Source organism: Agarivorans sp. QJM3NY_29, from assembly GCF_050870835.2.
In the GTDB taxonomy this organism is placed as follows: Bacteria; Pseudomonadota; Gammaproteobacteria; order Enterobacterales; family Celerinatantimonadaceae; genus Agarivorans.
The window spans coordinates 2214035-2232586 of record NZ_CP194036.2 but is presented as its reverse complement, the minus strand read 5'-3'; the positions used below and the strand labels follow the sequence as shown (position 1 = coordinate 2232586).

Annotated in this window: 20 protein-coding genes and 1 pseudogene; 9 read left to right on the top strand and 12 right to left on the bottom strand. The window is 44.1% G+C overall.

The genetic code is table 11. The features are described from left to right. Nucleotides 1-51: 51 nt before the first annotated feature. Nucleotides 52-378 carry a winged helix-turn-helix transcriptional regulator gene (locus ACRRS0_RS10245; protein ID WP_432453308.1) on the bottom strand — a complete coding sequence of 109 codons (327 nt, stop codon included), beginning with the start codon at nt 376-378 and terminating at the stop codon, nt 52-54. Nucleotides 379-532: 154 nt separating this feature from the next. On the opposite strand from ACRRS0_RS10245, the gene ACRRS0_RS10240 reads away from it, so the two are divergent. Both ACRRS0_RS10240 and ACRRS0_RS10235 read left to right on the top strand, forming a co-directional pair. Then, nucleotides 533-1102 (top strand): NAD(P)H-dependent oxidoreductase, encoded by a 570-nt coding sequence (locus ACRRS0_RS10240; protein ID WP_432453309.1) that lies wholly within the window; start codon nt 533-535, stop codon nt 1100-1102. Nucleotides 1103-1916: 814 nt separating this feature from the next. After that, a complete protein-coding gene (locus tag ACRRS0_RS10235) occupies nt 1917-2534 on the top strand; it encodes a GyrI-like domain-containing protein (protein ID WP_432453310.1) in 618 nt (205 codons plus the stop codon). Nucleotides 2535-2980: 446 nt separating this feature from the next. Here the strand turns inward: ACRRS0_RS10235 and ACRRS0_RS10230 are convergent, their stop codons facing one another. Beyond that, a complete protein-coding gene (locus tag ACRRS0_RS10230) occupies nt 2981-3823 on the bottom strand; it encodes an SDR family NAD(P)-dependent oxidoreductase (RefSeq protein WP_432453311.1) in 843 nt (280 codons plus the stop codon). Between the two features lie 168 nt (nt 3824-3991). On the opposite strand from ACRRS0_RS10230, the gene ACRRS0_RS10225 reads away from it, so the two are divergent. Further along, nucleotides 3992-4888: an AraC family transcriptional regulator N-terminal domain-containing protein gene (locus ACRRS0_RS10225; protein ID WP_432453312.1), complete on the top strand. Its 897-nt coding sequence runs from the start codon at nt 3992-3994 to the stop codon at nt 4886-4888. A gap of 241 nt (nt 4889-5129) precedes the next feature. On the opposite strand, the gene ACRRS0_RS10220 is transcribed toward ACRRS0_RS10225, so the two are convergent. Further along, nucleotides 5130-5822, bottom strand: coding sequence for a DUF4336 domain-containing protein (locus ACRRS0_RS10220; protein WP_432453313.1), 693 nt, complete (start codon nt 5820-5822; stop codon nt 5130-5132). 111 nt (nt 5823-5933) lie between these two features. Then, on the bottom strand, nt 5934-6215 hold the full coding sequence (locus ACRRS0_RS10215; protein ID WP_432453314.1) for a TfoX/Sxy family protein: 282 nt from the start codon (nt 6213-6215) through the stop codon (nt 5934-5936). Between the two features lie 168 nt (nt 6216-6383). Between ACRRS0_RS10215 and katG the strand changes: the two genes are divergently transcribed. Further along, a complete protein-coding gene (gene katG / locus ACRRS0_RS10210) occupies nt 6384-8594 on the top strand; it encodes a catalase/peroxidase HPI (protein WP_432453315.1) in 2211 nt (736 codons plus the stop codon). A 60-nt stretch (nt 8595-8654) separates the two neighbouring features. On the opposite strand, the gene ACRRS0_RS10205 is transcribed toward katG, so the two are convergent. Continuing rightward, on the bottom strand, nt 8655-9098 hold the full coding sequence (locus ACRRS0_RS10205; RefSeq protein ID WP_432453316.1) for an Lrp/AsnC family transcriptional regulator: 444 nt from the start codon (nt 9096-9098) through the stop codon (nt 8655-8657). 110 nt (nt 9099-9208) lie between these two features. Here ACRRS0_RS10205 and ACRRS0_RS10200 point away from each other — a divergent pair, with 110 nt between their 5' ends. After that, nucleotides 9209-9796: a LysE family translocator gene (locus tag ACRRS0_RS10200; RefSeq protein WP_432453317.1), complete on the top strand. Its 588-nt coding sequence runs from the start codon at nt 9209-9211 to the stop codon at nt 9794-9796. Between the two features lie 96 nt (nt 9797-9892). Here the strand turns inward: ACRRS0_RS10200 and ACRRS0_RS10195 are convergent, their stop codons facing one another. Then, on the bottom strand, nt 9893-10276 hold the full coding sequence (locus ACRRS0_RS10195; protein WP_432453318.1) for a VOC family protein: 384 nt from the start codon (nt 10274-10276) through the stop codon (nt 9893-9895). 313 nt (nt 10277-10589) lie between these two features. Here ACRRS0_RS10195 and ACRRS0_RS10190 point away from each other — a divergent pair, with 313 nt between their 5' ends. Further along, entirely contained in the window at nt 10590-11180 is a 591-nt protein-coding gene (locus ACRRS0_RS10190) for an AAA family ATPase (protein WP_432453319.1), read from the top strand. Nucleotides 11181-11359: 179 nt separating this feature from the next. On the opposite strand, the gene ACRRS0_RS10185 is transcribed toward ACRRS0_RS10190, so the two are convergent. Continuing rightward, a complete protein-coding gene (locus tag ACRRS0_RS10185; protein WP_432453320.1) occupies nt 11360-12673 on the bottom strand; it encodes a 6-phospho-beta-glucosidase in 1314 nt (437 codons plus the stop codon). Nucleotides 12674-12789: 116 nt separating this feature from the next. On the opposite strand from ACRRS0_RS10185, the gene ACRRS0_RS10180 reads away from it, so the two are divergent. Further along, nucleotides 12790-13734, top strand: coding sequence for a LysR substrate-binding domain-containing protein (locus ACRRS0_RS10180; RefSeq protein ID WP_432453321.1), 945 nt, complete (start codon nt 12790-12792; stop codon nt 13732-13734). An 877-nt stretch (nt 13735-14611) separates the two neighbouring features. On the opposite strand, the gene ACRRS0_RS10175 is transcribed toward ACRRS0_RS10180, so the two are convergent. The 5 genes from ACRRS0_RS10175 to ACRRS0_RS10155 form a co-directional block, all read right to left on the bottom strand. Then, on the bottom strand, nt 14612-14878 hold the full coding sequence (locus ACRRS0_RS10175; RefSeq protein WP_439025081.1) for a transposase family protein: 267 nt from the start codon (nt 14876-14878) through the stop codon (nt 14612-14614). A gap of 142 nt (nt 14879-15020) precedes the next feature. After that, entirely contained in the window at nt 15021-15491 is a 471-nt protein-coding gene (locus tag ACRRS0_RS10170) for an NUDIX domain-containing protein (RefSeq protein ID WP_432453322.1), read from the bottom strand. Between the two features lie 69 nt (nt 15492-15560). Next, nucleotides 15561-16193: a LysE family translocator gene (locus ACRRS0_RS10165; protein ID WP_432453323.1), complete on the bottom strand. Its 633-nt coding sequence runs from the start codon at nt 16191-16193 to the stop codon at nt 15561-15563. Between the two features lie 176 nt (nt 16194-16369). Beyond that, nucleotides 16370-16585 carry a helix-turn-helix domain-containing protein gene (locus ACRRS0_RS10160; RefSeq protein ID WP_432453324.1) on the bottom strand — a complete coding sequence of 72 codons (216 nt, stop codon included), beginning with the start codon at nt 16583-16585 and terminating at the stop codon, nt 16370-16372. 1 nt (nt 16586) lies between these two features. After that, nucleotides 16587-16808 (bottom strand): DUF2975 domain-containing protein, encoded by a 222-nt coding sequence (locus tag ACRRS0_RS10155; protein WP_432453325.1) that lies wholly within the window; start codon nt 16806-16808, stop codon nt 16587-16589. Nucleotides 16809-17030: 222 nt separating this feature from the next. Here ACRRS0_RS10155 and ACRRS0_RS10150 point away from each other — a divergent pair, with 222 nt between their 5' ends. Then, nucleotides 17031-18023 carry a transposase gene (locus tag ACRRS0_RS10150; protein ID WP_432453326.1) on the top strand — a complete coding sequence of 331 codons (993 nt, stop codon included), beginning with the start codon at nt 17031-17033 and terminating at the stop codon, nt 18021-18023. Nucleotides 18024-18255: 232 nt separating this feature from the next. Beyond that, a pseudogene (locus ACRRS0_RS10145) lies at nt 18256-18471 on the top strand (group II intron reverse transcriptase/maturase); the annotation flags it as partial. Nucleotides 18472-18552 lie beyond the last annotated feature (81 nt).

Below are 18552 nucleotides of genomic sequence, written 5' to 3'. Positions count from 1 at the left end.
TGCCGCGAAAAGGTGTTATTATTGATTTTGTTTTTAGAATGGGTGTCTAGTTTATTTCTTCAAATGTTGAACGCCCCATGCATGTAGCGCTTCTATTATGGGAGTCAGGGATTTTCCGTAGGTCGTTATTGAGTATTCAACTTTTGGGGGAACTTCTGCGTATATCTTTCTCGAAATCAGATTGTCGGCTTCTAGTTCTCTTAGCTGTTTTGTTAGCATTCGTTGTGTAATTTCTGGCATTAAACGGCGTAATTCATTAAAACGGATCGTTTCTGAAAGTAGATGGTAAAGTACTATCCCTTTCCATTTTCCGCCAATAACTTCTAACGTGGCTTCAACTGGACAACCATTATTGCAGTCATAGTCGCTGTGACTCATGATAACTCTCCCTTAGTATACAAAATGATACTACATACCAAAAATGTGCGTACTTACTTTGAATTTCTACTTAGTTTACTCTTCAGGTGTCTGAGCAACAATATTGGTAGCAATGAGATGCTACGTATATGTTTAATAAATTAAGGGATAAGTTATGAAGGTTTTAATTGCACTTGCGCATCCGGATGTAAATGAACAATCAATCGCTAATAAAATTATTATAGAGAGGCTGGTTGATAGAGATAATATTGAAGTAAGAGATCTTTATAGAATGTATCCTGACTTTAACATTAACGTCGATGCGGAGCAAAAAGCACTGTTAGGAGCTGACATAGTTATTTTTCAATACCCATTTCATTGGTATAGCATGCCTGGAATGCTGAAAGAGTGGTTAGATAGAGTATTTTTGCATGGTTTTGCTCACGGAGATACTGGTGATAAATTAAAAGGAAAATCGTTTATGATCTCGACGACAATTGGTGGTCCTGATCAGAGTTACTCAGAGGGGGGGCTCAATAGCTTTACTGTTGAAGAGTTTCTAAAGCCATTACAACAGATGGCTAAGCGTTGCGGAATGATATATCACCCACCAATTGTTTCCCACAACATGGTTTACATTCCAGATAGTTACGGTGATAAATTGGAAGTTGAACAACGTGCCGTTGCTCATGCGAACAAACTGGTGGAGTTTATAAATAGTTTAGATTTTCGTCAGTGTAACTAATCATATTTAGTTTTTATAGTATTATATGTATGCAAAAACCGAATCGGGTAGCCGTAGGTATCTAGCCTCCAGCCCCCACTACACCCTGCATGCGGCTCCGCACAGGGCGTTTCCTGAAAATGTTTAAAATACAACGGTCGATTCGCGCCTTTGCATTCCAATGACGGCTTCTGATTTTGTGCCACTGTTTCTAAGTCCGATCGGATATAGAACGAGTGAGCAGCACTGGCTCCTCATTGATTTTCAGGTTCAGGTCTTCACTATGTCCCAACCACTACACAATAAAACGGTATTGGGACTCTTTATCTAAAAAAACCGTCTGCTTAAATCGCCATGGAGTCAGTTAATCATTCACTATGCCACTACAGCTCCCCCACTCTTTATTTATAAGAAGTAGAACATGCACTTTCTCTTTTTTCTGCACTGCTGCATTATTTACGGTGACCGTTAGATCACTTGGCTACGTTGTCTTGTGCCAACTCGCCTCCAGCCTACGCCTCGTATAATGTTCTTGTTCATCAGCTCGCCCTCTCTTTAAATAAAAAGTCGTCCGGCTTGCTTCAAACATTCCCTCACGGTAATGCCCTTGCCATTCGCAAGTCCTTAGCGTTTAATAATGAAAGAGTTACTAAACGGTGACCTTCCTACAGAGGACTTTCACATCATTCGTTCATGCCCCTGCCGGGCGTACACAAATTACTCAAGTCGACAGCGAACGCTCGGCATTTTAGGTTTAGTCTATGGTTAAGGTGGCTTTGCTTGAGTTCTATAGCGGTTAGCTGCAACTTAGTAAGGCCTTAGCCAAGGATAAATAATGAAGAAAATTGACTATAAGAAAGAGTTGAAACACCTATACAAACCTTCCCCAAAGAGCGTTGAGATTGTTGATGTCCCAGAAATGAATTTCCTGATGATTGATGGCCAGGGTGATCCGAATACAGCGAAAGACTACAGTGACGCAATCGAGGCTCTCTACGCCTTGTCGTATGCTCTCAAATTCATGGTCAAGAAAGGCGAATTAGAAATTGACTACGGCGTCATGCCATTGGAAGGGCTTTGGTGGGTTGATGACATGTCTCTATTTGACATCAACGACAAGAGCAAATGGAAATGGACGTCTATGATTATGCAACCGAAACATGTGACACAAGATCTGTTCTTAGAAGCCTACAAGCAGGTAAAGGAAAAAAAGAATTTAGAGGCATTGCCAAAGGTTCGTTTTGAGTTATTTTGTGAAGGTATATCAGCACAGACTATGCACATTGGACCTTTTTCAGAAGAGGGACCAACGGTTGAGCGTGTCCATGAATTTATCCATGCCAACGAATACACGCAAGCCGGTAAGCACCATGAGATTTACTTGAGTGATATTCGTAAAGCTGCCCCTGAAAATTGGAAAACAGTAATACGGCAACCCATAGAAAATGGCTAATCGGGTAGCCGGAGGTATCTAGCCTCCAGCCTCCACAACACCCTGCATGCGGCTCCGCACAGGGCGTTTCCTGAAAATGTTTAAAATACAACGGCCGATTCGCACCTTTGCATTCCAATGACGGCTTCTGATTTTGCGCCACTGTTTCTATGTCCGATCGGATATAGAACGAATGAGCTGCACAGGCTCCTCATTGATTTTCAGGTTTGGGCCTTCACCGTGTCCCAACCATTACAAAATAAAGCGGCATTGGGAGTCTTTATCTAAAAAACGTCCGCTTGCTTCAGACATTCCCTCACGGTAATGCCCTTGCCATTCGCGAGTCCTTAGCGTTTATTCATCATCGTGTGATTAAACGCTGATCTTCCTACAGAAGATCTGCGCGTACATAAGGCCAAGCAGCATTGCCGCTATGGAGCTAGTTTATTTTCAAGTCCCAACTAGAATTACTCCTCCTGATGATCTGTTGTTACTGTAATATCGGCCCATAGTTCTAGTTCTTTCATACGATTATTTAGGATGTCCCGAGACATAGAAAGAGCATCGCTACCTGCGACTAGTCGAAGTGGTGCCGGGCTTATACCCGCAGTATTCACAATGAGTTGGGCAAGCCTTTTAGGGTCACCGAGTTGCGCATGGCTATATTCATCGTATTGTGATTTTTGAGTATTTGCGACATCCGTATAGTCTTGTAATTCAATTTGGCCATAACGTACAGAAGAGTCATCCAAAAAGTCTGTTCGAAAAAAGCCTGGTTCAACAATAGTGACATCGATGCCAAAGCGGGCCACTTCCAACGCGAGGCTTTCTGAGAATCCTTCTACAGCAAATTTTGCAGCACAATAGATGGCAGCGCCGTCAAAGCCCAGAGCACCACCAATAGATGACAAATTCAGAATGTGCCCGCGTTGCTGCCTGCGCATAGCTGGCAATACTGCACGGGTCACGTGCATCAGACCAAAAACATTAGTAGAGAATTGTTGCTCTATAGCACGCTGCTCAACGGTTTCAAAGTGACCGAGCTGACCGAAACCAGCATTGTTCACCAAAACTTCAATACTAGCAAATCGCTCAATTGACCAGCTGACAGCCTCTTTCGCCTGAATATAATTATTCACGTCTAGCTCAATACATTCTAGCTGTGGTTGGATTTCTGAGCCCAATTGCTCCCGAAGCCTTCTTACGTTACGTGCTGTTGCGACGACATTGTCACCAGAGACCAGTGCCGCTTGTGCAATTTCGAAGCCGATACCGCGAGATGCGCCCGTAATGAACCATGTTTTCTTCATAAGTAACCTTTGTGCTAATTTTCAAATTTGAGCCTCAAGGCTCACTGGTAGTTATCGTGGATGAAAAGCACAAGTAGTCGGTATGACTCTTTCCCATAATTCTTGTATCATCCTCCATATTCTAATTAGTGTTCTGAATTAAGTAATACAGGAATGGAGTGCTGATATATGCGTACGATATGCGATCTGGCAAAGCTATTACTCGATTTCTCGAACGATGATGGTATTTTTCAGACACCAATTCCACGGGTTTCGATTATGAGATCCTCCATACCCACCACGCCTGAGCTGGTTCTTTACGAACCAGCAATATGTGTGGTTGCACAAGGGAGGAAAGAGGCTAGACTCAACAATCAGATTTACCATTACGACTCCGCGCACTACCTGTTAGGCTCTGTACAGCTACCCGTTTTTGGCGCAGTCACAGAAGCTACAAAAAGTAGTCCGTATCTTTGCCTGCGACTGGATCTGGATTCTGCACTCATCGCAGAATTGACCGAGCTATGTACCAAAACAAGCGATAGTGAAGGCACGACTTCCGGATTAAATCTGGGATCAATGGATGATCAATTGGTCGATACTGTAGTAAGGCTGACCGAGACGCTGCAATGCCCACAAAATATCGCGGTGTTGTCACCATTAATTGAAAGAGAGCTGATTTGGAGGCTACTTCAGAACCCGCAATCTCATACGGTCCTTGTTCAGATGGCGACAGCAAACAGCCGACTGCGTCGTATAAAAAAAGCGATAACATGGTTAGAAACCCATTTCACCGAATCGATATCCATCAATAAACTGGCCAGCATCGCAAATATGGGACAGTCAGGTTTTTATAAACATTTTAAAGACGTCACTGGGACAAGTCCGATTCGGTTCAGAAGTCATTTGCGATTGATGGCAGCAAGACGGCTTATGTTGGTGGAGGGATATGCCGCCGCAGAAGCGGGGTTTGAAGTCGGCTACAAAGAACCCTCACAATTCAGTCGTGAGTATTCGAAACAATTTGGGTTACCGCCCAAACATGACTGTATGCGCCTCAAAGGTAATTTTCAGTCGGTGCTTTGATAACAAGTTTGACCTTTGTTGTAATTCTAATAAGTAAAATATCTCAGAACATGCTCTGGTAGGTTTGTTATTTAACTTGCCAGAGAAACTTAATCGGGTAGCTGAAGGTATCTCGCTCTCATCTCTCCAGGGCTTGTATTTTAGCTAAAACTTGACCAGTAGAACCCACAACAAATCAAGCGATACCCTGTGCGCCAAATGTTCATCGTGACCTCTCCCTGCGAACAGAGCCCCTAAGCCGCTAAGTCAACCCGAGCCAAGCAAACGAGCGACGTAAAAACTTGTCAACTTCATGGTTAACGATCAGGCCGTGGGCCATGATCAGAACTTTCGGCTGCCAGCTCAAGATCTGCTGTAGGTGTTGCCTGGCCTCACTTTTACCAAAGATAAAACTAAGGCGCCAATCGATGGGCATTTTGCCATGGGGCGCAAGGATCCCGGTGGCTTTTGCGACATGGCGCTGAATTGGCGTAAAAACCTCGGGTGAAAAATTCTCGACCAGATCGGTCACAATCAACACCTGAGAGGGCTTATGAAAAAACACACATTCTTCCATCGCGACAGAACCAGTAAATAACAATTGCGCGATATCAGCTTGCCAAGGGCCGGGGATATTTGGCGTAAATAATCCGTCAAAACGAATATCTTTGCGCTTCGTTTGTAAAGCTTTAGTAGCAAAAATCTGAGCCTGAGGGTGCTGCTGTTGCCACTCACTAATAAACAAATGATGCAATTTATTTGGCGCCACTAAATACTTAACCGGACCAAGTTGATCCAATTGTTGTTGTAACTGACTTGTCCAACGAATTGGGCTGTGTAGCCACAATGAACCGCACGATAAACGGATCACAGTCATACGGGTACTATAAGGCAAGCCAAAAAATGGCACCGTTTCGCCCTCACCGACCCAAACACTATTGGAAATTTGAATCATGGCTACTTCCTTGTTCACTCACAATAATGGCTCCATAAATACTCAACAGCTTGGCAACACGAGTAAAATGCAGACCAGACCCTATGATGATATTAGGCTTAAAGGCTTGCCCTACTCTGTAAATAATTTTTCCAGCTCTTGGTAGCCTTCTAAAACCATAATCAGCTCTGCTTTTTGTTGTTTGGCGATGCTTAAGCAATGTTTTCCCTCTAAGGCTCCTACCAAAGCATACAATAGATTTAAACTAGGCTGAGTTGCACCGAACTGCTTCACCTTGATAAAAGCTCGGATTGCGCCTAACTCACGTAGGTCCTCTAGCGAAATAATTCCTGCTTGCTCAAGCATTTGAGCTGATTTTGGCCCCAATCCCGGTAAATCTGTTAGGCTTTTCATCTGAGTATGTACTCCTTCATGAATACCAATTCAAACCATAGATAAAAACTATCACAGCAATAAAAACAAACGGTTACACCAATTACGATATATTAAACTATGATGTTTACGAACAGTAAGGGTCACCCCTACAACCAAGCAATACCATAAACCAAAGTGGAGAGAATAATGGATAAAAATAATGCGGTAAGCGCCGGAAAATGCCCAGTGATGCACGGCTCTCGAACTAAAGTTGCTGATAAGGGCACCGCCAATCAAGATTGGTGGCCGAATCAACTCAACCTCAATATTCTTCACCAACACAGTAAAGAATCAAACCCGCTCGGTGAAAACTTTGACTATGCGCAAGCATTTAAAAGCCTCGACTTCGCAGCACTTAAACATGATCTTCAAGCCTTAATGACCGATTCACAAGATTGGTGGCCAGCCGATTACGGCCATTATGGACCGTTTTTTATTCGCATGGCATGGCACAGTGCAGGCACCTATCGCACCGGTGATGGCCGTGGCGGTGCTGGCAGCGGTAGTCAACGTTTTGCTCCCCTTAATAGTTGGCCTGACAACGTGAACTTAGACAAGGCTCGCCGCTTACTCTGGCCAATTAAACAGAAATACGGAAACAAAATTTCTTGGGCAGACTTGATGATCTTAAGCGGTAATGTCGCATTAGAATCGATGGGCCTAAAAACCTTTGGTTTTGCTGGCGGGCGCGTCGATATATGGCAACCCGAAGAAGACATCTATTGGGGAACAGAGCGAGAATGGTTAGATGACAAACGTTACAACGGAGAACGCGATCTAGAAAATCCTTTAGCCGCCGTACAAATGGGCTTAATTTACGTGAATCCAGAAGGGCCCAATGGCGACCCCGATCCCCTTGCCTCAGCCAAGGATATTCGTGAAACCTTTGCCCGCATGGCCATGGATGACTATGAAACGGTGGCGCTGATCGCTGGCGGTCATACCTTTGGTAAAACACACGGCGCAGGTGATGCCGCGCAGGTCGGTGCCGAACCAGAAGCCGCGTCCATCGAGCAACAAGGTTTAGGTTGGCACAATAGTATGGGCTCAGGCAAGGGTGTGGACACTATTTCTAGCGGTTTAGAAGGCGCTTGGACTGCCACGCCAACGCAATGGGATAACAGCTTCTTTGAAACCCTATTTGGTAACGAGTGGCAACTCACCAAAAGCCCAGCCGGTGCCCAACAGTGGACACCAACAGGCAATAGCGCCAAAAATAGCGTCCCCGATGCTCACGATCCGTCGAGAAGCCATGCGCCAATGATGGCAACCTCAGACATTGCACTTCGCGAAGATCCCGCCTATCGCAAGATATCTCAGCATTTTCATCAAAATCCTGAAGAATTTGCCGACGCCTTCGCTCGCGCATGGTTCAAACTAACTCACCGCGACATGGGACCTGTTCAACGCTACCTCGGCCCAGAAGTCCCTGCCGAAGAATTAATTTGGCAAGATCCTATTCCAGCGGTAGAACATGCAATCATCGACGACGCCGATATTAAGGCGCTCAAAGTAAAATTGTTAAATTCTGGACTATCGGTATCTGAGCTAGTTGCAACGGCTTGGGCTTCGGCCTCGACCTTCCGCGGTTCGGATCTACGCGGTGGCGCCAATGGGGCTCGGATCCGCCTTGCACCACAAAAAGACTGGCAGGCCAATCAACCCGCTCAGTTAGCCAAGGTATTAGCGGTACTAGAAGCCATTCAAAGCGAGTTTAATCAAGCCCAGAGCAATAACAAACAGGTCTCGCTCGCTGATCTAATCGTACTGGGCGGTAACGCTGCCATTGAACAAGCAGCGCTAGCAGCCGGACAAAAGCTTGAAGTTCCGTTTAGTGCCGGGCGCAATGATGCCTCGCAGCAACAAACTGACGTCACAGCGTTCGAACCCTTAGAGCCTATCGCAGACGGATTCCGCAATTATCTAAAAGCGAGCTACAGCGTGTCGTCGGAAGAACTATTGCTTGATAAGGCACAACTACTTGGTTTAAGTGCTCCCGAAATGACGGTACTGATTGGCGGCATGCGAGTCCTCAATGCCAACTATCAGCAAACGCAACATGGGGTATTGACCCAGCGACCAGAGCAGTTGAGTAATGACTTCTTTGTGAATCTGCTAGATATGGCAACCGAGTGGAAACCAAGTGCCACAGAAAAAGGCGTATTTGAAGGACGTGAGCGAACTAATGGCGCATTAAAATGGACCGCCACCCGAGTTGATTTGGTATTTGGTTCCAACTCGCAGTTGCGGGCACTTGCCGAAGTGTATGCCCAAAGTGATGCACAAACCAAGTTCTTACACGACTTTGTAGCCGCGTGGAATAAGGTGATGAACGCCGATCGCTTCGATCTCGCTTAAATAACCAGTGCTAAAAATGATACCAACCATCGGAGCCAATCCGATGGTTTTTTTTGCGCTTTAGCTTCGTTGGTCTTTCGGCGTTTCCATCACCACCAGAGTTGAAATCGAATTAACTTGAGGGATCTCACCCAGCACGTCAGAATGAAAACGTTTATAGGCGGCAAGATCGGCAGTCTCGATCCGTAACAGGTACTCATTCGCCCCAGTGATGTTATGACATTCGGTGACTTGTTTGGCATCCATAATGTGCGCTTCAAAATCGAGCTGCGATTGTTTGCTATGATTCGACAGCCCAATCGTGACATAGGCGATGAATCCTATCCCTAATTTGATTGGGTTAAGCACCGCTCGATAACCTTGAATCACTTGGCTGCGCTCCAGCTCTTGCACTCGACGTAAAGTCGCCGAAGGTGACAAACCGATGCGTTCTGCCAACTCCACATTAGTTAAGCGACCGTTCAATTTTAGCTCTCGCAATATTCTTTCGTCGAATCTATCCATAACCACCAATAGTTGTGCATTAATGCTGATCTAAACAAATATAGGCACAAAATTTACGGCATATCTAATTAATATACAAGTACCCAATACAATTGAAATAAGAAACAGACATGGAATATCAACAACTTATAGCACTGGTTAGCTTTGCTTTTGTTTCAACGGTCACACCCGGTCCAAACAATATTATGATAATGAGCTCGGGAGCGAGTGTCGGTTTCATTCGCACCATCCCCCACATGTTAGGCGTGGTATTTGGTTTCAGCTTGATGGTGATCTTGTTAGGTTTCGGTTTAACGGGGCTGTTTACGCGTTACCCCTTTATTCATCAGCTATTACAGATTGCCTGCATACTTTATCTGCTCTTTCTAGCGTTTAAAATTGCTCGCAGTAAGCCAGTGAACGCGACACATCAGCAATATCAAGCAATGAGCTTTTTATCTGCAGCTGCGTTTCAATGGGTCAACCCCAAAGCTTGGTCTATGGCACTCAGCGCCATTAGTGTGTATGCACCAAGCAGCGAACTAAATAGTGTGCTCCTTGTTTCATTGATCTTTAGCTTAATTAACCTCCCTTCGGTCGGCATTTGGGCCGCTGCGGGGAAACAATTACAAACTTTTTTAACTGCACCTAATAAGATAAGAGCTTTTAATTACTGCATGGCAGGTTTGTTAGTCATATCAGTGATTCCAATGGTTTAATACCCGCTTAATTGGTGACGAGGGTAAATTTGCTCATTCTTCAAGCAAATTGCCGCTCAGAATTGAGCTAATCAAGAGAGATATTGCTAAAAATTATCAAGCAATATCTCTCACTGATTGATTCTGAGCGATTCGCCACAACACTCCACTTGGATCCGTCAGACAAAACTCCAACATGCCCCAAGGTTGGCTCACTAATTCAGACAAGCTCACGCTAAATGCTGAGCTTACCTCCGATTTAATTATATGTTCACGCCAACTCGCAGCATCTTCTACTAACAAATGCATCATAAAATTTTGGCAATGAGCACTCTCATAAAAATCTTGAAGCAAAAAAGAGCATGCGCCTTTTCTAAAATAAGCAATCCCATCGAAATCCGAAGCGAGCTCAAATCCTATGGCCTGATAAAAACGTTTAGAATCCTCGAAATTTTTAGCTGGCACAAAAGACTTTATTTCAATTATGTCTAGGTTTTGCATTGCGACTCCTTCGGCGAATGAGTTTCGATTTAACCGAATCATTGACAAATTATCAACGACAAATTAAAACTATATTAACTTTAAGGACATGAGCCGAAAACTAACCTTATGATAGCAGCCAGGACGAGAAACAAACGTCCTGAGCCAAGCATACCAAACCAGTGTTAAGCTAGCTTAGCAACAAAGCTGTAAGGAAGCCTCCTTCTCAAAAACCAACGATTTAAGTTGATCGCGACAATATTTATTTCAACTTAATTAGCCACCAGTAAATGCGAGCATTTTTTATCATTGCTTTGTCAAATATGGAACAATCATGAAACGACTGATTTTAGTTACATCGCCACCGGCCAGTGGTAAAACCTATATTTCAAAACAATTAGCCAAAGCGCTCAAACATGTGGTGTATTTAGACAAAGACACCTTGATTGTACTATCTCATCAAATTTTCAAGCTAGCGAACCAAGAAATAAATCGAAGTTCAGATTTCTTTGAAGAGCATATTCGCAACTACGAATATGAAGCAACTTTAGCACTGGCCATGGAGGCATTGGACTACGACGATATTGTGTTAATCAATGCCCCATTTACCCGTGAAATAAGAGATACCGCATATATCGATAACTTAAAGAATAAGCTCATTGAAAAAAAAGCGCGGCTCACGGTGGTTTGGGTTGAAACGGATATTGAGGTGGTTAAACAACGGATGATTCAAAGAAACTCGTCTAGAGATACTTGGAAATTAAATAATTGGGATGAGTATCTTCAAGGCCTTGATTTTTCAATTCCCCGTAGCATCGACAACCCAGAGATCATTGACGATTTATTGCTATTTCGTAACTCAAATGAAGAGCAGTACCGCCAGTCGATGCAAGAAGTACTGGCTATTTTAGAAGCCAAGCCGTAAAACCAGATTGAAAAATATGATTTCGAAAGGCTTATTTAAAGAGCAAAACCTCCACCATCAAAAAAGTGTATATAAATTTTGTCGAATCGTGGCGATAACTTCCCGATAAAAATCTGGAACAACCACATCAAAACCGTTTGCGACTCGGCATCCTTGGTTCGCCAAGCAGGTGTCGAAACTTAACGAAATTGCGGCATAAAGTCTAAATTTTGCTGAATCGTCTCTTGCAGCGCTTGCTCTAAAACCGAGCCTGTATTCACCAGCGGGTTGAGGATCAAGGCTCGATGTGCAGCGTTACGATTACCAGTAACCGCCGCTTCGACAGTCAACGATTCAAATTCTTTCATCAACTGGATTAAACGTAAAGTATCACTTGGAAAAGGCGCGACGTTGAGCGGTAATGGTCCAGACTTGGTTATCACACTACTGACTTCTACAACGCAATCATTGGCAAGCCCTGCTATAGCACCATGATTACGCGTATTCACATGCATAATAGTCCGTTTATCGTTGTAAATTGCACTCATCAGCTCACAAGCAGCTTGTGAATAGTATTGCCCACCCCGTTTTTCAAGTTCTTTAGGCTTCTCGCTTAACGCTGGGTTGCGGTAAATGTCAAACAGGCGCTTCTCCATCGCTTTGACCACTTCGCCCCGCGTCCCTTCAGAATTTGCCTCTGTAAGTTCCTGCGCCATAATATCTTGGCTGCTGTAGTAGTAGCGTAAGTAGGCGCAAGGGATCATGCCCATATGACGCAGTAGCTCTGCAGGCCAAGCGAATGGCGGAATGTTTTTTGGCACCAAGGGATCATTGCCAGCCAAAATGTGTTCCACCACTTCCGCTAACTTATCTTGCCCCTGATAAAGAATTTGCCGCGCCCAAATCAGGTGGTTCAGCCCAGCTAATTGTAAAACAATATCTTTTTCGTCGGCACCCAGTAATTGTGCCACACCCTTTTGCATGATCACCGGCACATTACATAAACCCACAGCTTTCACTCGAGAGTATTTAAGAATCGCTTCGGTGACCATACCAGAGGGATTAGTAAAATTTAGCAGCCATGCATCAGGACAATATTGCTCCATTTCATGGCAGATTGCCAAAGCAATCGGAATCGTACGACAAGCATTGGCAAAACCACCTAAGCCATTAGTTTCCTGACCAATCATGCCATACTTCAAGGCGATACGTTCATCACGGATCCGCCCTTCTAAGCAGCCAGCCCTAAATTGAGAACAAACAAAATCAGCCCCCTGCAAAGCCGCAATGCGATCCAAGGTGACATGCACCGCAATGTGGTCCATACCATTCTTAGCTAACATACGCCGAGTTAAATCACCAATGATGGCGACTTTCTCTCTGCCAGCTTCGATATCTACCAGCCATAACTCAGCAATCGCTAGCTCATCTTTAAGCTTGATGAGACCTTCCATCAACTCGGGCGTGTAACTTGAACCCGCTCCAATAATGCATATCTTAAGAGCCGATTTCATCTTTTCGTCCCCCTATAGGCAAGTTAAATTAATTAAAGCATTGGTTTTCAAGTGAAACAAACCAGATATAATCCATCATGTATTAGAATCACTAATGTGTAGTGGAGATCGCATCGATGGATCGCAAACAATTATTACTCACCAATATGTATACATTTAGTATTGCCGCTAAATTTTTAAGCTTTACCAAGGCTGCAGAAGAGCTATTTATTACTCAAGGAGCCGTGAGTCAACGGATCAAGTCACTAGAACAACAATTAGGATTTAGCCTATTTGTACGACTGACCCGCCGCCTAGAACTCACCGAAGAAGGCGGTCGTTTGTTACACGCTCTCAGCCAATCCTTTGATGTCATATTTTCAGAAATTGAAGACATTAAATTTAATGAGTTAAGAGGTGAACTATATATTGGCGTTGCGCCTACCTTTGCTCAAAGCTGGTTACTCCCGCGTCTCGCGAAGTTTCAAAACCTGTATCCCAATCTCAATGTCAAAATTAGAGTGAAAGCCAGTCGTTTAGATTTTCAACATGAACCCGTCGATCTAGCGATCTATTACGGTGAAAAAAGCTACCCTGAATTTTATAGCTGCCGACTATTTGAAGAAATGCTCACACCGGTATGCAGCCCTACATACTACCGAAAACTATTTGGCGAACACGGACATCAAAGCTCAGCGATCGCCTCTCAGTTGACCAAAGCCACGTTCATACATTGTTCTGAATCTTTAGAAGCAGATGAACCGAATCGTGAATGGCGATTATGGCTCAAAGCGCAACCTGAAAACTCACTGCAAACCCTAAAGGTATTAGAGCGAACTTATATTTTTAATCACTCGGAGATGGCAATGACTGCCGCCAAGAATGAAATGGGAATTGCCATGGCTCGGGAATCATTGGTCACTAAGAGCCTGCAAACGGGTGAATTAATTGCACCATTTCAACGAGTCCATGCTGGTCGAGGCTACGATTTAATTTGCCTTAACGGGCAAGAGCATCGCCCACGAATCGCCGCCTTTATTGACTGGCTCAAACAACAGAGTCGCGCAGACACCGTGCTTTGATATAGCAGATAATTGCTATCACTCAAGTCAATCCGATGCGATCAAATCAATGGAACAAACAGTAAACCGCCTTCGACGAGAGTCCGGCGGTAATATTTCCATTTTGAACAACACAGAAAGAAGCTAATCTTGTGTTTGTTAGATCATGCTACGGGGTAAGCATAGTTTCAAACAAGCTTAAGCCGCCAGTAATGAAACGCTTAAAAATCACCATACTATTATCTAATGCGAACCTGAGATATCAGAGATTTATCGATTCGAGATGGGTAGATAAAGCTTCAACATTCTAGGTGAAACGCCCTGTGCGGAACCACAGGTAAGATATTGTGCGAAACTGGAAGCTCAATACCTCCAACGAACCCATTATTTAGGTTTAATAGCAACCACTGAGTAGTTTTCGACCATCACAATGCTGGTCAAACCGAACCGCTCCAAGTGGAAAAATCCCCCTCTAACTCACTCGCATTCAATACATGGCAAGAACATGCTTCAACACGGCTTTTCTGTTTCTCGATTTGACAAGTGGTTATGTCAATCGGGGCTCGGCGGTACGAGGCGAAGACGGTCTGTACAGCGGTTGCTAACTTACCCTGCTTACCTTTGAACTGCTAATACCTAATCTTTGCCCTTGCTGGTGATTGGCATGGCAATTTTGGACAGCCATCAATCGTCACTATGGCACCTCGCAAATCGAGCATCTGGATCGGTGCTGGTAACGCGGTGAATTCATAACTCTTACGGTCGGTTTTGAGTTGACCCAATACCAGTTGGTTGGCGCTGGCCTACTCACTTACCATATCGGTGGTGCTTTGTCCGTCGTCCCAGCCATAAGAGCCGCGCAAGGACTGACCATCAATGGCAACCACTTAACCAGAGGTCAACTTGTGTCCCCTTTCATCCAAGCCAGAAAACAGTCGCGAAACTCAGCAGGCTTGATACTCGCAATCAGTCGAGCGAAGCTATCATCAACTGGCGCACCGTTTTCAAACAGACCCTGTTTAAAGAACCACTCATGATGACAGAGCGCATATTCACGAATGTCGATCCAGCTTTGACCCTCGGCTATCTCGGCGCAGACTGAGCCAAACAAAATATCAAACAGTGGATAGTCTACTTTTGCGCTTTGTCGGCAGTCATGAATAATACTGAAATGCTTGGATGCTTGGATGCTTGGATGCTATCGATATTCATGGCCACTTCTCAAATGAGGAGCATAAGATCACAATCAGCTCGGCAGGTTAATTTTAACCTAAAATAGGGCTAAAACGTTCATACTCTTGCCCTGATTATAAAGGTTCTGCATGAACTCCAAGGTATTTTACAGAAGGATTTGATATTGAGATATCTTGCCAAAACTCATCTTTTAGTTCCTCCGGCCATACAGTTACATTATCAAAGTCATCTTGAGCAAACCATTTTAATTCTTTGATCAGAAACTCGTCTCCGCCCAAGCCTTTAAGGTTATCAATTGTCTCCTTTCCAAAATATTCTGTGACTAAATAGAAAACCTCCAAATGGTGAATACTGGTGCTTGTCTCTGAATACTCCCTTACATATATTAATGGGCCCACTTGAACCGTTAAACCAGTCTCTTCGAACACTTCTCTTTTCACAGTATCTATAGTTGAATAATCTTGATCATCAAACCCTCCACCAGGTGGAACCCACCATTCTCCTGTATGATCCACATGTCGAACCAACAATATTTCATTATTTTTATTTAAAATAACTCCACCTGCTCTTATTCTATGTTTCATTGCAATAACCTTTAAATAAAGGGCTGCCGCTATTTGGCAGTCCGAGCATGTTTGCCTTGTTAGGCGCTTCTAAGCATTATTTGTAACTGTGGCTAATTTTAAAGCCAATGCTGCGAATACAGTGCCTGCGATACGGTTTAAATACACTTGAGCTTTCGGTGACTTTTGTAGCCAACCGCCTAAATGTCCTGCTGCTATGGCTATTGCACAAAAAATTACCAGTGCCACACACATGAACACGCCTCCGAGAAAGAAGATTTGAGGTGCAAGAGCACCTTCTTCTAGAGATGCAAACTGAGGTAAAAACGCCAAGAAAAATATCGTAACTTTTGGGTTAGTGATATTCATGATGATGCCCCGACGATAAAGGGCACCAATCGACTGCAAATTGGAGCCAGGTACTTGAAGTGCGCTAGTAGATGCACGGAATGCCTGCCATGCTAGGAATGCCAAGTAAATGGCACCTAATATTTTCAGAACCGTAAATGCAACGGCAGAGGTTTGAAAAATTGCAGCTACACCAAATGCCACAGCCGTTGTATGAACGATAAGCCCTGTACATAGGCCAAACGTAACGAGCACACCAGACTTTTTTCCGTACAGTGCTGATTGCATAAGCACAAATATATTGTCAGGCCCAGGGACTATGCTCAGCAATGCTGATGCAATCACAAAAACTGCTAATGATTCTATTGGTATCATTTCTTCGTCACCTCTTTCTGTACCTAAGGTTTTAAATAACAGTCAGCTACTTTTTGACTTTCCATTTTTATTATATATTTAACATGAATAGAATTATTATTTTTAAAATGATTAGATTTTTTGAAAAGTATGTCATCAACAATTTCAATCTATTTTATTAAAGGTTCACCCTTGTTTCATTTATCCTCTTCGGATTGATATTCCAGCAAGTCACCAGGTTGACAGTTGAGTGCTGTGCAAATAGCGTCCAGTGTTGATAAACGAATTGCCTTTGCTTTACCTGTTTTTAGTATAGAAAGGTTTTGTTCAGAAATTCCGATGTGTTTAGCCAGCTCGTTTGATTTCATCTTACGTTTGGCCAACATTACATCTACGTTAATAATAATCGCCATGTTAAACGGTATATTCTTGTTCGTATTTCATTTCGACAGCTTCTTTCAGTACCCAAGAAATCAGTAATACCACAGAGCCAATAATTAAGTTAATCATATCAGAAGAGCCAAATCCTATGGTCACTAATCGCTCCCCAACAGGGTTTTGAAAGGTGAGAACTAAACCGAGTAAGGTATTCGATACTATGCCTACTGCAGTCCAAGCTAGTAAAGCAAATCCCATTCGTTTAAAACAGGTGACATTCTCATAGGAGAAGATGATGCCATGCTGGTAGGAAAAACGTCAAACAAGACACCCACCCCAACTAACGAAAAACAAGAAAACGTCAAACAAGACACCCACCCCAAAACAAAAAACGTCAACCGAGACACCCACTCCAACTAACGAAACGCCTTTATTATAGTCTAAACTATCAATAGTGATTTATTTGAGGGAGTTAACATTATGCCTCGGTCAAGACGCTCGCAAGTGAGCTTATCGGATACACCCTACTATCATTGTGTTTCCCGTTGTGTTCGACGGGCGTTTCTGTGTGGCGAAGACCAACAAACTGGTAAAAGCTATGAGCACCGCCGCCAGTGGGTCGAGGATTATCTGCTCAAATTAGCGTCGGTGTTCGCCATTGATGTCTGTGCTTATGCTGTCATGAGTAATCATACCCACCTCGTGCTACATGTTAATCAGCCGCAAGCAGAAGCTTGGTCAATGGATGAAGTCTTAGAACGCTGGCATAGTTTGCATCAGGGCACCTTACTGACTCAGATGTATCTCAACCTTGAGTTACGTCCGCAGTTAAGTGAGGTGCAACTACAAGCCATTCGCGCCACCGCCGAAGTGTATCGGACTCGCCTGTATGACTTAAGCTGGTTTATGCGCCATTTAAACGAACACATTGCGCGAGCCGCCAATCAAGAAGACCAATGTACCGGTCGATTTTGGGAAGGACGCTTTAAATCCCAAGCGCTTTTGGATGAAGCCGCACTCATGGCGTGTATGGCTTACGTAGACTTAAACCCCATCAGAGCCAAGATGGCAAGTACACCAGAGGGCTCTGCTCATACCAGCGTACAACGACGAGCAAAAGCCGCTCAGCTAAAACAAGCCCAGGCAACAAACCTGTTTCCCTTTGTGGGTAACCCAAGAGAGCCGATGCCCCAAGGCTTACCCTTTGAGCTGAAAGACTATCTTGAGTTGGTTGATATGACCGGACGCATGGTAAGAGAGGATAAACGGGGTGACATCGACAGTGGCGAAAGTTCCATCATCCAACGCTTAGGGATAAATGAAGCGCAGTGGCTGATTTTAAGCGGTGAGTTTGAACGGCACTTTTCTGGGGCAGTCGGTCAAGAAAGCTTGCTCAGGGAATACCATCAGCATATGGGACATAAACGAACGGCCGGTTTAAGTTGCTGCAAACGTTTGCTAAACCGCGCTTAAGCGCGAGCTTACTTTCGAACCACCCTCAATCATCAGTCTTGTATGGGGGGATACCTTGCCTTGCTGAGACGCACATTGGCCCAGAAATTATCAAACCGAGTCACCTACGGTGAATTTAGCCGTTAATCGGCATGACAATCGCCTCAGAACTAAATGATTGTAGTGGTGTTCACTTCACCAACGCTGTTACTGTATTTATGGTTTTTAATATGGATGTCCACTTTAACACTGCTGGCGACAGTGGCGAAAACCGAGAACCAAAGTAAGAAATCTGATGCGTAGAGGAGTACATGTTCAAGCCGCGGTAGCCTGTGGCATAACCAGTAAAGGCCCATGGAGAAGCTCGAAAACACCGGGGATCCAACAAGCATTATCGAATGCTTATTTAGCATCCCAAGGTCTATTTGCGCTTCGAGATGGATGGATTAAGCTTCACCATTCTAAGTGAAACGCCCTGTGCGGAGCCGCATGCAGGGTGTTGTGCAGGGGGGGATCGCACTTTGTTAACAGATATGATCTAATACCTCTA

What these genes read in the sequence shown, in the direction of transcription:
- ACRRS0_RS10245 (WP_432453308.1), bottom strand. Translation starts at nt 378, where the DNA reads ATGAGTCACAGCGACTATGACTGCAATAATGGTTGTCCAGTTGAAGCC.
- ACRRS0_RS10240 (WP_432453309.1), top strand. Translation starts at nt 533, where the DNA reads ATGAAGGTTTTAATTGCACTTGCGCATCCGGATGTAAATGAACAATCA.
- ACRRS0_RS10235 (WP_432453310.1), top strand. Translation starts at nt 1,917, where the DNA reads ATGAAGAAAATTGACTATAAGAAAGAGTTGAAACACCTATACAAACCT.
- ACRRS0_RS10230 (WP_432453311.1), bottom strand. Translation starts at nt 3,823, where the DNA reads ATGAAGAAAACATGGTTCATTACGGGCGCATCTCGCGGTATCGGCTTC.
- ACRRS0_RS10225 (WP_432453312.1), top strand. Translation starts at nt 3,992, where the DNA reads ATGCGTACGATATGCGATCTGGCAAAGCTATTACTCGATTTCTCGAAC.
- ACRRS0_RS10220 (WP_432453313.1), bottom strand. Translation starts at nt 5,822, where the DNA reads ATGATTCAAATTTCCAATAGTGTTTGGGTCGGTGAGGGCGAAACGGTG.
- ACRRS0_RS10215 (WP_432453314.1), bottom strand. Translation starts at nt 6,215, where the DNA reads ATGAAAAGCCTAACAGATTTACCGGGATTGGGGCCAAAATCAGCTCAA.
- katG (WP_432453315.1), top strand. Translation starts at nt 6,384, where the DNA reads ATGGATAAAAATAATGCGGTAAGCGCCGGAAAATGCCCAGTGATGCAC.
- ACRRS0_RS10205 (WP_432453316.1), bottom strand. Translation starts at nt 9,098, where the DNA reads ATGGATAGATTCGACGAAAGAATATTGCGAGAGCTAAAATTGAACGGT.
- ACRRS0_RS10200 (WP_432453317.1), top strand. Translation starts at nt 9,209, where the DNA reads ATGGAATATCAACAACTTATAGCACTGGTTAGCTTTGCTTTTGTTTCA.
- ACRRS0_RS10195 (WP_432453318.1), bottom strand. Translation starts at nt 10,276, where the DNA reads ATGCAAAACCTAGACATAATTGAAATAAAGTCTTTTGTGCCAGCTAAA.
- ACRRS0_RS10190 (WP_432453319.1), top strand. Translation starts at nt 10,590, where the DNA reads ATGAAACGACTGATTTTAGTTACATCGCCACCGGCCAGTGGTAAAACC.
- ACRRS0_RS10185 (WP_432453320.1), bottom strand. Translation starts at nt 12,673, where the DNA reads ATGAAATCGGCTCTTAAGATATGCATTATTGGAGCGGGTTCAAGTTAC.
- ACRRS0_RS10180 (WP_432453321.1), top strand. Translation starts at nt 12,790, where the DNA reads ATGGATCGCAAACAATTATTACTCACCAATATGTATACATTTAGTATT.
- ACRRS0_RS10170 (WP_432453322.1), bottom strand. Translation starts at nt 15,491, where the DNA reads ATGAAACATAGAATAAGAGCAGGTGGAGTTATTTTAAATAAAAATAAT.
- ACRRS0_RS10165 (WP_432453323.1), bottom strand. Translation starts at nt 16,193, where the DNA reads ATGATACCAATAGAATCATTAGCAGTTTTTGTGATTGCATCAGCATTG.
- ACRRS0_RS10160 (WP_432453324.1), bottom strand. Translation starts at nt 16,585, where the DNA reads ATGGCGATTATTATTAACGTAGATGTAATGTTGGCCAAACGTAAGATG.
- ACRRS0_RS10155 (WP_432453325.1), bottom strand. Translation starts at nt 16,808, where the DNA reads ATGGGATTTGCTTTACTAGCTTGGACTGCAGTAGGCATAGTATCGAAT.
- ACRRS0_RS10150 (WP_432453326.1), top strand. Translation starts at nt 17,031, where the DNA reads ATGCCTCGGTCAAGACGCTCGCAAGTGAGCTTATCGGATACACCCTAC.